At 68.1% G+C, this 12,133-nt stretch carries 13 protein-coding genes; 6 read left to right on the forward strand and 7 right to left on the reverse strand.

Annotation, left to right across the window (positions count from 1 at the left end):
- Window positions 1–14: 14 nt before the first annotated feature.
- Window positions 15–1,052 (reverse strand): quinolinate synthase NadA, encoded by a 1,038-nt coding sequence (nadA, locus tag QX204_RS07900; protein WP_301905908.1) that lies wholly within the window; start codon window positions 1,050–1,052, stop codon window positions 15–17.
- Window positions 1,053–1,130: 78 nt separating this feature from the next.
- Here nadA and QX204_RS07905 point away from each other — a divergent pair, with 78 nt between their 5' ends.
- Window positions 1,131–1,847: an NUDIX hydrolase gene (locus QX204_RS07905; protein WP_301905909.1), complete on the forward strand. Its 717-nt coding sequence runs from the start codon at window positions 1,131–1,133 to the stop codon at window positions 1,845–1,847.
- A 9-nt stretch (window positions 1,848–1,856) separates the two neighbouring features.
- On the opposite strand, the gene QX204_RS07910 is transcribed toward QX204_RS07905, so the two are convergent.
- The 4 genes from QX204_RS07910 to QX204_RS07925 all read right to left on the reverse strand — a co-directional run bounded on the left by QX204_RS07910 (window position 1,857) and on the right by QX204_RS07925 (window position 4,329).
- Entirely contained in the window at window positions 1,857–2,267 is a 411-nt protein-coding gene (locus QX204_RS07910; RefSeq protein ID WP_301905910.1) for an arsenate reductase ArsC, read from the reverse strand.
- Window positions 2,268–2,282: 15 nt separating this feature from the next.
- Window positions 2,283–3,368: an ACR3 family arsenite efflux transporter gene (gene arsB, locus QX204_RS07915; RefSeq protein WP_301905911.1), complete on the reverse strand. Its 1,086-nt coding sequence runs from the start codon at window positions 3,366–3,368 to the stop codon at window positions 2,283–2,285.
- Window positions 3,365–3,664, reverse strand: coding sequence for an ArsR/SmtB family transcription factor (locus QX204_RS07920; RefSeq protein WP_301907949.1), 300 nt, complete (start codon window positions 3,662–3,664; stop codon window positions 3,365–3,367). Before QX204_RS07920 ends, arsB begins: the two co-directional genes overlap by 4 nt.
- A 146-nt stretch (window positions 3,665–3,810) precedes the next feature.
- The gene (locus QX204_RS07925) at window positions 3,811–4,329 is read right to left on the reverse strand and encodes an ArsI/CadI family heavy metal resistance metalloenzyme (protein WP_301905912.1); all 519 of its coding nucleotides are present in this window, start codon (window positions 4,327–4,329) and stop codon (window positions 3,811–3,813) included.
- 99 nt (window positions 4,330–4,428) lie between these two features.
- Here QX204_RS07925 and QX204_RS07930 point away from each other — a divergent pair, with 99 nt between their 5' ends.
- Complete coding sequence (locus QX204_RS07930; RefSeq protein ID WP_301905913.1) at window positions 4,429–4,788, forward strand: Rv2640c family ArsR-like transcriptional regulator; 360 nt, start codon at window positions 4,429–4,431, stop codon at window positions 4,786–4,788.
- A 47-nt stretch (window positions 4,789–4,835) separates the two neighbouring features.
- On the opposite strand, the gene QX204_RS07935 is transcribed toward QX204_RS07930, so the two are convergent.
- Window positions 4,836–6,014, reverse strand: a complete 1,179-nt coding sequence (locus QX204_RS07935; protein ID WP_301905914.1) for a winged helix DNA-binding domain-containing protein — start codon at window positions 6,012–6,014, stop codon at window positions 4,836–4,838.
- A gap of 83 nt (window positions 6,015–6,097) precedes the next feature.
- The gene (locus QX204_RS07940) at window positions 6,098–6,649 is read right to left on the reverse strand and encodes a P-loop NTPase family protein (RefSeq protein ID WP_301905915.1); all 552 of its coding nucleotides are present in this window, start codon (window positions 6,647–6,649) and stop codon (window positions 6,098–6,100) included.
- A gap of 204 nt (window positions 6,650–6,853) precedes the next feature.
- On the opposite strand from QX204_RS07940, the gene QX204_RS07945 reads away from it, so the two are divergent.
- The 4 genes from QX204_RS07945 (at window position 6,854) to QX204_RS07960 (ending at window position 12,133) form a co-directional block, all read left to right on the forward strand.
- Entirely contained in the window at window positions 6,854–9,034 is a 2,181-nt protein-coding gene (locus QX204_RS07945; RefSeq protein WP_301905916.1) for a TRAP transporter permease, read from the forward strand.
- A gap of 47 nt (window positions 9,035–9,081) precedes the next feature.
- Window positions 9,082–10,062, forward strand: coding sequence for a TAXI family TRAP transporter solute-binding subunit (locus QX204_RS07950; RefSeq protein WP_301905917.1), 981 nt, complete (start codon window positions 9,082–9,084; stop codon window positions 10,060–10,062).
- Window positions 10,063–10,213: 151 nt separating this feature from the next.
- Window positions 10,214–11,206, forward strand: a complete 993-nt coding sequence (locus QX204_RS07955) for an alpha/beta hydrolase family protein (protein WP_301905918.1) — start codon at window positions 10,214–10,216, stop codon at window positions 11,204–11,206.
- Between the two features lie 66 nt (window positions 11,207–11,272).
- A complete protein-coding gene (locus QX204_RS07960) occupies window positions 11,273–12,133 on the forward strand; it encodes an arylamine N-acetyltransferase family protein (RefSeq protein ID WP_301905919.1) in 861 nt (286 codons plus the stop codon).

Consider the following 12,133-nt stretch of genomic DNA (forward strand, 5'->3'; position numbering starts at 1 on the left):
CACCGCGGCGGCGGTCATTCGCCACCGCCGGAATTGCCGATGGCGATCATCCGCTGCACCGAGGCGCGACCGGCCTCGGCCATCGCCAGGTCGACGTGCACCTCGTCGGCGCCCTCGACCAGGCAGCGCAGCAGCGCGGCCGGGGTGATCATCTTCATGTACTTGCAGGACGCGCGATCGTTGACGGCCTGGAAGTCGATCCCGGGCGCCGCCTTGCGCAGCTGGTGCAGCATGCCGATCTCGGTCGCCACCAGCACCTGGTTGGAGTGCGAGGCCTTCGCCGCATCGATCATCCCGCCGGTCGACAGAATGTGCACCCGCTCGGCCGGGAACGCGCCCTCGCCGGCCAGATACAGCGCCGAGGTGGCGCAACCGCACTCCGGGTGCACGAACAGCTCGGCCTCGGGGTGGGTGCGGGCCTGCTCGGTGAGCTCGTCGCCGTTGATCCCGGCGTGCACGTGGCATTCGCCCGCCCAGATGTGCATGTTCTCGCGGCCGGTCTCACGCTTGACGTGCGCGCCGAGGAACTGGTCGGGCAGGAACAGCACCTCGCGGTCACGGTCGATCGAGTCGACCACGTCGACGGCGTTGGAAGAGGTGCAGCAGATGTCGGTGAGCGCCTTCACCTCGGCGGTGGTGTTCACATACGACACCACCATCGCCTCGGGGTGCTCGGCCTTCCAGGCGCGCAGTTCCTCGGCGGAGATCGAATCGGCCAGCGAGCAGCCCGCACGCTGATCCGGGATGAGCACGGTCTTGGCCGGGCTCAGGATCTTGGCGGTCTCGGCCATGAAGTGCACGCCGCAGAACACGATGGTGTCCTCTTCGGCCTCGGCCGCGATGCGCGAGAGCGCCAGCGAGTCGCCGACGTGGTCGGCCACGTCCTGGATCTCGGGCAGCTGGTAGTTGTGCGCGAGGATGGTCGCATTGCGTTCGCGCGCCAGGCGGCGCACCTCCTGCGCCCATTCCGGCGTCGCCTCGACACCCGCGTAGCCCGTGGGTCCGTCGAAGACGGAATCCATCAGCGTCCGCTGTGCAGTCGTCGTCGCCATGGTGGCTCCCTTCATCGTGCGAGCGGCTCCATCGCCGCGATTCGCACCTAACCAGGTTTTCGACTTATAATCGAAAACGTGCCCCATAGTAACACCATCCACGAATCGCTCACCGCGGTGTTCCAGGTACGCCGCTTCCCCTCAAGTATTTCCGCAGGTAGAGGCGCCAAGCACCCCGAGTTGGCGGTTCTGCTGTGGGAACGTGCGCTCGATCCGCAGAAAGGCACGTGGTCGCTACCCGGCGGCCGCCTGCGCGACGACGAAGACCTCGACACCTCGGCCCGGCGCCAGCTTGCCGAGAAGGTCGACGTGCGCGATCTGCACCACCTCGAGCAGGTGTCGGTGTTCAGCAACCCCGACCGAGTGCCTGCCCCGCGCCGCATCGCCTCGGCCTACCTCGGCCTCGTCCCCCTCACCACCGAACCCGAACTCCCGTCCGACACCACCTGGCACCCGGTCTCGAATCTGCCCGACATGTCCTTCGATCACCGCACCGTCGTCGACCACGCCCGCACCCGCCTGGCCGCCAAACTCTCCTACACCAACATCGCCTACGCACTGGCTCCCGACACGTTCACCATGTCGACCTTGCGCGAAATCTATTGCGCCGCACTCGGCTACGACGTCGATACCACCAACCTCCAGCGAGTTCTCACCCGCCGCAAGGTGATCACGCCCACCGGCGACACCGCGCCCTCCGGTCGGGCGGGAGGTCGGCCCGCGGCTCTGTATCGCTTCACCGACTCCGGGCTGCGCGTCACCGACGAATTCGCCGCGTTCCGGCCACCGGGGTGAGGGCGGGACTCAGGCGTGGGTCGGCACCAATTCGGCGACAAGGGCTTCGACGCGGGACCTGATCTCGTCGCGGATCGGGCGCACCGACTCCGTGTCCTTGCCCGCCGGGTCTTCCAGGACCCAGTCGCGATAACTCACGCCGGGGAATACGGGACAGGTGTCGCCGCAGCCCATGGTGATGACGACGTCGGAGGTTTCCACGGCGTCGTAGGTGAGGATTTTCGGCGTCTGGCCGGCGATGTCGATGCCGAGTTCGGCCATCGCCGCGACCGCGGCCGGGTTGATCGTCTCGGCGGGCGCGCTGCCCGCGGACCTGACCTCGACGGCGTCACCGGCGAGGTGGGTGAGGAAACCGGCGGCCATCTGGGAGCGACCGGCGTTGTGGACGCAGACGAACAACACGCTGGGCTTGGTGGTCATGTGGGGCAATGCCTTTCAGTGGGTCGGGGAGGCCGAGGGCGTCGTGGTGGGAAATCGCTGACGCAGCGCCAGCGAGACATAGACCAGCGCGACGAGGACGGGGACCTCGATCAGGGGGCCCACGACTCCGGCGAGCGCTTGGCCCGAGGTGGCGCCGTAGGTGGCGATCGCCACCGCGATGGCGAGTTCGAAGTTGTTGCCTGCGGCGGTGAAGGCGAGGGTGGTGGTGCGGGCGTAGCCGAGGCCCATGGCGGCGCCGAGGGCGTAGCCGCCGCCCCACATCACGGCGAAGTACGCCAGCAAGGGCAGGGCGATGCGCACGACGTCGACGGGATGGGCGGTGATCTGCTCGCCCTGCAGGGCGAACAGGATCACGATGGTGAACAGCAGACCGTAGAGCGCCCATGGGCCGATCCGGGGCAGGAATCTCTGCTCGTACCAGTCGCGGCCCCTGGCGCGTTCGCCCAGGCGGCGGGAGAGGAACCCGGCGAGCAGCGGGATGCCGAGGAAGATCAGGACCGATTTCGCGATCTGCCAGGGGGAGACGTCGATCGTGGTCTGTTCGAGGCCGAGCCACCCGGGCAGGACCGACAGGTAGAACCAGCCGAGCACGGCGAACATGAAGACCTGGAACACCGAGTTCAGGGCCACCAGCACGGCAGCGGCTTCGCGGTCGCCGCAGGCCAGGTCGTTCCAGATGATCACCATGGCGATGCAGCGGGCCAGGCCGACGATGATCAGGCCGGTGCGGTATTCGGGCAGGTCGGGCAGGAACAACCAGGCCAGGGCGAACATCAGCGCGGGGCCGAGTACCCAGTTCAGGACCAGCGAGCCGATCAGCAGCTTGCGGTCGCCGGTGACCGCGTCGATGCGGTCGTAGCGCACCTTGGCCAGTACCGGGTACATCATGATCAGCAGGCCGAGTGCGATCGGCAGGGAGATGCCGTCGATCTCGACCGCGCTCACCGTGTCGCCGAGGCCGGGGATCAGGTGCCCGAGCAGCAAACCGGCGGCCATCGCGACCCCGATCCAGACCGGCAGCAAACGGTCGAGTGTGGACAGTTTGCCCACGACGGCGGGATGCTCGGTCGCGGTGCTCATAGGGTCACCGCTCCGGCCTCGATCGCGAGGACGTCCGACAGCCGCGCCAACGCGTGCGGGACGACCCGGTAGTACACCCAGGACGCGCGGCGTTCGCTGGTCAGCAAACCGGCTTCGCGCAGCACCTTCAGGTGGTGGGAGATGGTCGGTTGGGTCACGTCGATCCCCGTCGACAGATCGCAGACGCAGGCCTCGCCACCGGCGCGTGACGCGATCGCCGAGAGCAGTCGCAGTCGAACCGGGTCGGCGAGCGCCTTGAACAGCACGGCCAGCTCCGTAGCGGTCTCGCCGGTCATCGGCGCGCGGGTGCTGAGTGTGGCCGTACACGAGGGTGCGGCCACACTCAGCGGCAGATCCTGATTCGACATACGTCGATATTGATCGATGTCTAATCAAGAAGGCAAGCGAACATCGAGTGAACTCGCTCGCGACGGGGTCCGGATCAGCCGCAGCAGCTCGCGCCGGAGTCGACCGCCTTCGCCTTGGCCTCGGTGCCGCAGCAGGCGCCCTCGGCCTCGGCTTCGGCGGCGGTGCCGCAGCAGACGTCGACCGCTTCGGCGTCGGTGCGGCCGAGCTCGGGTGCGGTGCCGAAGGTTTCGCTGTCGGACAGCACCGTGTAGACCTCCCACCGTTCGGCGCCCGGCCCGGTCACCCACACCTTGTCCTGGGTGGCGAAGCAGCAGGTGGTCGCGATCTGCTCCTCGGTGAACAGGCCCGCTCGCGAGAGTCGGGCGATCTCGCCGTGGACCTGCTCGGAGGATTCGACCTCGACCCCGAGGTGGTTGATGGACCCGCCCTTGCCCGCGTTCTCGATCAGGACGAGCTTGAGCGGGGGCTCGGCGATCGCGAAGTTGGCGTAGCCGGGCTTGCGCTTGGCCGGCTCGGTGGCGAACAGAGTGGAATAGAACCGCACGGCGGTGTCGAGGTCGTCGACATTGAGGGCCAGTTGGATACGAGACATGATCGAACCTCCACTTGTGTGACATATATCGAAGAACTTGTGAGGTCGAGTCTGCTCACCTTTTCGACATATGTCAATACCGCGAGTAGGGTCGATGTCATGCCGAAGGCGCTACCGATGATCGATATGTCCGCCCCCGTCTGCTGCGCGCCCGTGGCGGCGGGGCCCGTCGACGAGGCCGCCGCGCTGGAGGTGGCATTGCGGCTCAAGGCGATCGCCGACCCGGCCAGGGTCAGATTGCTGTCACTGCTGCTCACCAGCCCGCTCGGTGAGGAGAACGGCGGCGATCTCGCCGCCGCGGTCGGTCTGAGCGAGTCCACGGTCTCGCACCATCTCGGCCAATTGCGTAAAGCGGGTCTGGTGGAGTCCGAACGGCGAGGGATGAACACCATCCACCGCGCCCGTCGCGACGCACTGTCCGCGCTGTGCACGGTGCTCGATCCCAACTGCTGCACATAGTCTTGCGCGATCCACCCGTTCGCGCTTCGCCGTGGGTTGGACCGTCCTCAGGCGGTGAGCTCGCGTTGCAAGGGGGTGCGGAAGCGGGGGATGGCTCGGACATCGCCGAACCAGGTTGTGGTGCGGTCGATTTCGGCGTCGATGAGTTTTGCGGTGTCGGCGCCCACATCTTCGAGCAGACGGGTCACTACTTCACCGTCGGAGCGTTGGGCCCAGCCGCCCACTATGCGGCCGTCGGCCCAGATGGTGGGGCCGATGTTGCCGTTGGTGTCGAAGAGGGCGGGGGTGTGCGGGCCGAGGAACCACGCTCGGGATTGCCAGCCCATGGGGGTCGGGTCGAGGGCGGGGAGTAGGGCTGCCCAGGGTTCAGGGGTGGGGACGGGCGCGAGGTCGTCGGCGAGGATGATGCCGGGGGCGCCGTCGAGGTCTACTTCGACTGTGTCGAGTTCCGCCAAGGCTTTTCGGACTTCACCGAGCGTCCAGCCGGTCCACCATTTCAGGTCGGTGACGGGGGCCGGACCGAAGGTGCGCAACCACTGACGCACCAGTTCGACGCGGGCCTGCGCGGCCGGCAACGGTGAAAACCCATCGGGTAGCCAGGTTTCCACGGGGGCCCAGGTGTACTGGCTGCTGGTCCAGCTGCCGTTCGGGCGGCCGCGCACGATGCGGCCCTCGGCGCCGAGGACGACCAGAACCCAGGTGGTGATGCTGGTCGGTTTGGAATAGGACTTGCCGGGCGCGGTGTCTATCTGGGTGCGCAGCCGTGGCACATCTTTGCTCAGTTGGACGCCGGTCGCCGCGCCGCGAGTCAGCAAGGCCGCGTGGGTCTCGGCTTCCACGTCGGCGAGCCACGTCGAGATGTCACCGTCGACGACGCCGGCCTGTTCGATGTAGCGGCCGTAGGTGCGGCGTTGCTTGTGGGCCAGCGCATCGCAGGTGGATGCCTGCAGTACGGGCAGCAACTCGGTCGGCGCGACGAACATCGTGCGGCGCATGGCGAGCATGCGAATCAGGGCGCGGTCGTCGTACAGCGCCCTCTCGACATCGGCCGGGGTGAGATCGAGGCCACGGGCGCCGACCGAAAGGAACACCGTCGCCGGGTCGGTGGCGTGCAGCACCACCATCGAGCGCGCGATGTCGACCGGGTCGTTCGAGCGGGCCGACGGCGCGAGGCGATGCCTGGTCGCCAGTCTGGCGCGACGCTGCGCGGTATCGATCGAGAGCATGAGCGGATGGTATGCGGGGACACCGACAACCACGCGCATGTGCTGCGCGAGCGGGTCGGCTCGGCCGTGACGGCGAGGGCGTGTCAGCTCGGCGGTGGTGCGGGGGTGAGCCTGTCGAGGAACGCCGCGGCCTCGCGATGTGAGCCGAGCCGAATGAAGGTGAGATTCTGAAATGCCGGGTCGGATTGTGCCGCAAGGTAATTCGCCCGGTTCCTCGCATGGGTCGTCCAAGCCCACATGATCACCGATCGTTGCGGGTCGAGCGAGAACATCTGGCTCCAGCGTTCTCGATTGCCGTTCCACAGCTCGCGCCCGGCCAGTGCGCGGCCCACCGTCCGGCGGCCGATCTGGCGCATGACCAGCGACCGGGGCAGATCGAACCAGGCCACTGTATCGGCCTGTCGCCACACCAGATCGCCGAGTTTGCTTCGATATCCGCCGTCGACCACCCAGGCATCCTCGGTGATCCGCTCGGCGACGGCGGCCCGAAAATCGGGGGCGGGCATCGGCGTCCAGTTCGGTTGATGATGGATCGCGTCCAGCTCGATGTGCGGGATGTCGAGCCGGGCCGAGATCCGTCGGGCCAGCGTGCTCTTGCCCGACCCCGATGTCCCCACCACGACGATTCGTCGCATCCCAGCCACCATGACAGTATCCACCCCGGTTCGGCAGGGATCGAGGGGGTTATTCGGGGCGCCCGGTGTGGACCAGAGCGGTTACGAGGCGGATCCCGTTGTGGGGCAAGGGTGATCGTCACCCGCGCGTAGTGTCCATTTTGTACAGACTGTGCGGTTGTCGATTTCGTCACCGGGCAGGAATCTCGTTGCTATCGTCCGCTCATGAACGCGGCGCCACCTGTTGTCTCTGCGGCTGATCTGGGGGTGGACGACGAAGAGCGGCCCGCGCGGGTGCTCTCCGGATTTCCCGGTCGGCTGGTCGGTGTCGTCGCGCTCGGGCTCGCGCTGTTGTCGGTGTGGCAGGTGTTTCGGCCGTTGGCGCAGGGCAGCCAGTACTACCTGGTCATTTTTCTGGCTGTCGCGCTGCCGCTGGTGTATCTGAGCTATCGGTCGTGGTGGGGTCCCCTCGATCGGGCTGATAGGCCCTCGGTGCTCGACTGGGTGCTGGCCGGAATCACGGTGGTGGTGTGTCTGTATCCGGTGCTGCCGATCCGGATCGGTGACGCGGGCGGGGGATACGACGCCTTCCTCGATCGCCAGGGGATGCTGGCGCCGCTCGATGTGGTGATGGGCGGGCTGCTGCTGGTGCTGGTGCTCGAGGCGTGCAGGCGTACCACCGGGGTGATCTTGCCGATCGTGTGTCTGGTGTTCCTCGGGTACGGGTACTACGGCGGGCTGTTGCCGCAGGATTGGTCGATCGCGCACGCGGGGCTCGATGTCGATCAGATCGTCGACGCGCTCTACAACTCCGGCAGCGGCTTCTACGGCACACCGCTGGACGTGGCCGCCAGCTACATCGTGTTGTTCACGCTCTACGGGGCCGTGCTCGAATTCTCCGGTGCCGCCAGGTTCTTCGTCGATCTGTCGGTGTCGTTGTTCCGTCGCTCGCACAGTGCGGCGGGGCGGACGGCGGTGGCGTCAGGGTTTCTGCTCGGCACGGTCTCGGGGTCGGGGACCGCGACGGCGGTGAGCACCGGCGCGGTGACCTGGCCGATTCTGCGCAAGGCCGGGTACCGGCCCGAGCAGGCGGGCGGGATGCTGGCAGCGGCGGGTGTCGGTGCGATTCTGTCGCCGCCGACGCTGGGCGTCGCGGCGTTCATCGTCGCCGAGTACCTCGACGTGTCGTACGTGACGGTGCTCGGGTGGGCGCTGATCCCGACATTGCTGTACTACCTCGGCATCCTGCTGTCGGTCGAGATCGACGCGCGCCGCATCCACGCGGAAGGCCGCGCGCCCGCGGATCTGGCCGAAGGGCCACTGCCGACGCCGTGGTGGAAGCTGCTGGGGCGCTTCGGTTACCACTTCTCGTCGCTGCTCGTGATCGTCGTGCTCTTGCTGGCCGGCGTGAGCGCCACCCGCGCGGTCGTCTACGCGACGGTGCTCGCCCTGCTGCTCGCGATCCCGGACCGGATGCTGCGGACCACCTCCGACGAGAGTACGAGCCCCGCGGTCGCCGATCTCACGAAAACACCCGCCGGACAGGGGGTTGCGGAAACGGCTGACGATGCGATCGCTGACCGTGGCTCCGCTCCGAAGGCCGGTGGGTTCAGCTGGTCACGGAAGAGCGTGGGGCAGTTCGTGATCGAGGCATTGCGCGCGCTGTCGTATGGCATGCGCTCGGCGCTGCCCGTGGTCGCGGTGTGTGCCGCCGCCGGCGTGATCACCGCGATGACCACCAAGACCGGCCTCGGTGCCCAACTGGCCGCGCTGCTGGTCAAGGCCGGATCGGTCCTGTCCGACGACCCCGCCGTGGTGCTGGCGACCACCGCGGTGCTGGCGGCGATCGCCTTGTCGCTGCTCGGCCTCGCCGTGCCGGTGACGGCGTCGTTCGTCATCGGCTGGGTGATCATCGGGCCCGCGCTGCTCGACCTGCACGTGGCCGCACCCGCCGCCGCCATGTTCGTCTTCTACTTCTCGGTGCTCTCGGAGGTGACGCCGCCGACCGCGCTCGCCGCCGTCGGCGCGGCCGCCGTGACCGGCGCGAAGGCGATGCCGACGATGTGGCACGCCCTGCGTTATGCGCTGCCCGCGTTCCTGGTGCCGCTGATGTTCGTGCTCACCGACTCCGGACAGCATCTGCTCGGACTCGGCGCGGTGCTCGACGTGCTCTGGGTCAGCGCGGCCGCCTGCGTGGGTGTCGCGGCGCTGGCCGCGGCGACGGGCGGATGGTTGTTCGGCATCGGGGCGATCGGCCCGATCGCGCGCGCGATCGCCGCCGCGGCGGGGCTGACCCTGCTGTACCCGAATCCGGTCGCCACCGGGATCGGGCTCGGACTGCTGGTCCTCGCCGCGGTGGCGGGCCTGGTCGAACGGGCGAACAGAACATCCACGGACACACCGTGATCCGCGGGAACAGGCAGGCGGCCTCGCCGTCGACGAAAGGGGACCTCATGGTCAGAACAGTTGTCGCCGTGGTCGCGGCCGCCGCGCTACTCACCGGCTGCGGTGGACGTCAGGACACCCCGACGGCCGACACGGGCGGTGAGGTGAGCTGTGCGGTGAAGCAGGACACCAGGATCGGCATCGCCACCGGCAACGCGACCGGGGTGTACTTCGCGCTGGGCAACGCCTACGCCGAGCAGGTCTCCGCCGCCACCGGCGGCACCGTGAAGGCGACCGCGGCCGAGACCGGCGCCTCGGTGCAGAACATCCAGCAGGTCGTCGGCGGCACCTATCAGGTCGGCTTCTCGCTCGCCGACTCCGCGGCCGACGCGGTCGCGGGCAAGGGCAGCTTCACCAGCGCGCAGCCGATTCGCGCACTGGCCCGGCTCTACGACAACTACACCCAGGTCATCGTGCGCACCGACGCGGGCATCAACTCCCTCGCCGACCTGCGCGGCAAACGGGTCTCCACCGGCTCGCCGAAATCGGGCACCGAGGTGATCGCCCAGCGCGTGCTGCAAGCCGCGGGGCTCAACCCGGACAGCGATGTCTCCGCCCAGCGCCTCGACCTGACCAAGACCGTCGACGGGCTCAAGGACGGGTCCATCGACGCCATGTTCTGGTCCGGTGGCCTGCCGACGCCGGGCATCACCGACCTGTTCACCACCGCCAAGGACAAGGTCCGCTTCCTCGACATCACCGGGGTGCTGCCGAAACTGAAGGAGATCAACCCGGTCTACGAGACGGGCTCGATCCCGGCCGCCACCTACGGCCTGTCCGCCGACACGCCGACCATCGTGGTGCCCAACCTGCTGGTGGTGCGCGACGACCTCGACGCGAACCTGGCCTGCGTGCTCACGACAACGTTGCTGGATCGCAAACCCCAACTGGAACAGGCGAATTCGGCCGCCAAGGGGATCAACGCCGACACCGCGAGCAAGACGGCGCCGGTGCAGTTGCATCGCGGGTCGGAGGTCGCGCTGCGCTGAGGTCACCTCGGACGGACCCGCACCGATACTCGGATTCCGGCGGTCCTCGCGACCCCTGCAACTGTAGAGGTCGCGAGGACCGTGTCATGTGAGGGTGGGAGCGCGTGAGGATGTGCTGGACCCCCGCCGACCGGTAGCGGACAATCGCGGCATGAAGCGGGTCGGAGTCGTCGTGGCGGTGTGCGCGTTGCTGTGCGCGATGGCGGCCTCGGTCGGCCCCGCCTCGCGCGCTCAATCGCCGTGCACCATGGGCGTAGATCTGCGACAGGTCGCGATCACGGTGGACGGCGAGCGTGCGACCGGGCGCGTGTACGAGCCGTATCGCTGTGTCCCCGGCGATATCCCGATCACGAAATTGGTGGTCGCGGTCCACGGTCACGGCGGGTCCTCGGCCGATTTCGCGCCGTATATGTCCGCGCTCGCCCGGACGGGCGGGTCGCCGATTCTGCTCATGGATCTGCGCAGCGCCGACGGCCCGTGGCGCACCGGTGACTGGAATCTGTGGGCGGGCTGGCACGACCTGGTGGCGGCGACGCAGTGGTATCGCGGCGAGCATCCCGATATCGCGTCCACCGTCCTGTGGGGATGGAGTCAGGGCGGCATCACCAGCGGGCTCGCGGTGGCACACGGTCCGCCCGGACTGTTCGACTACTGGGTCGACAACTACGGCCCCGCCGACGATTTCACCATGTGGGCGGCCAGCGGGTCGGTGAACCCGGCCCTGCCGCGACAGATCGAACGTGACGCGGGCGGCTGCACACCGATGATCTGCCCGCTCGCCTACATCGAGCGCTCGCCCGCGCTGCTCGCCGACCGGATGAGCATGCGCAGGGCCTTCCTGATCCACGGCACCGCCGATGCCATCGTCCCCTTCGCCACCAGCGTGGAACTGCGCGCGGCGCTGACCGCGGCGGGCAAACCGTTCTCCTTCTACACCGTGGTCAGCGGGCGCGATCTGACCGGCGCGATCGTCCCCGGTGACCACGATGTGGGGCCCGCGCTGTTCGAGGGCGGGTGTGTGGTGTTGCGGCTGCTCGCGGGGACCGAGCCGCTCGCGCCGCAGGTCAGCGACTATGTCGTCGATGTCGGGCGCGACCTGGTCACCGCGCCCCCGGCGCCCGCGGGCGCGAAGTGCGCGGCCTGAGGCGCCGGGGAACAACGTTCGCTGAGCCACGGTTGTGCGAAAGACACCGACCGGAACGAGGATGCGATGACCGACCCAGTGCCCGACGATCACGGCTGGCGCGGCGCCGAGCTCGACCTGGACGCCTACCTGGCCCGAATCGGCTATACCGGGCCGCGCACCGCGTCGGTCGACACCCTGCGCGCACTCGTGCGCGCCCACACGACCTCGATCCCCTTCGAGAATCTCGAGATCATCCTCGGACGTGGCATCCCGCTCGACCTCGACTCGCTGCAGAGCAAGCTGATCCGTCAGCGTCGCGGTGGTTACTGCTACGAGAACGTCGGGGTGTTCGCCGCCGCGCTCGAACGGTTCGGTTTCGAGGTCAGCGGACTCAGCGGGCGGGTCACCTACGGCGTGGCCGATACCGGCGTACTGCGGCCGGCGACCCATGCCCTGCTGCGCGTGCGCACCCCTGACGACGATCGCGTCTGGATCTGCGATGTCGGATTCGGTTTCGGACCGCTGGAACCGTTCGAACTGATCGACAGCGGCGGCGAATTCTCGCTCGGCGACTGGCGCTACCGGCTGGAACACCGGGCCGGTGACCTGTGGGTGCTGTACCAGTTCAGCCGCGACGGCTGGATTGACCGCTACACCTTCACCGAGAACCCGCAGTTCCGCATCGACTACGCGGTCGGCAACCACTTCGTGTCGACCTCGCCACGCTCACCGTTCACCACCCGCCCCTTCCTCCAGCGATTCCTGCCCGAGGTCCACCATGTGCTCGACGACCTGACGCTGAGTTCGGAATACCCCGACGGCACCGCCACTTCGCGTGACCTCGATCCCAGCGAGCTGACCAAGGTACTGGCCGAAGTGTTCGACATCGACCTCGACGAAGCCGACGCGGCCACGCTGGCGACCACACCCTGGCGAACGGGATAG

The sequence above is a fragment of the Nocardia sp. PE-7 genome (genome assembly GCF_030486425.1).
In the GTDB taxonomy this organism is placed as follows: Bacteria; Actinomycetota; Actinomycetes; order Mycobacteriales; family Mycobacteriaceae; genus Nocardia; species Nocardia salmonicida_A.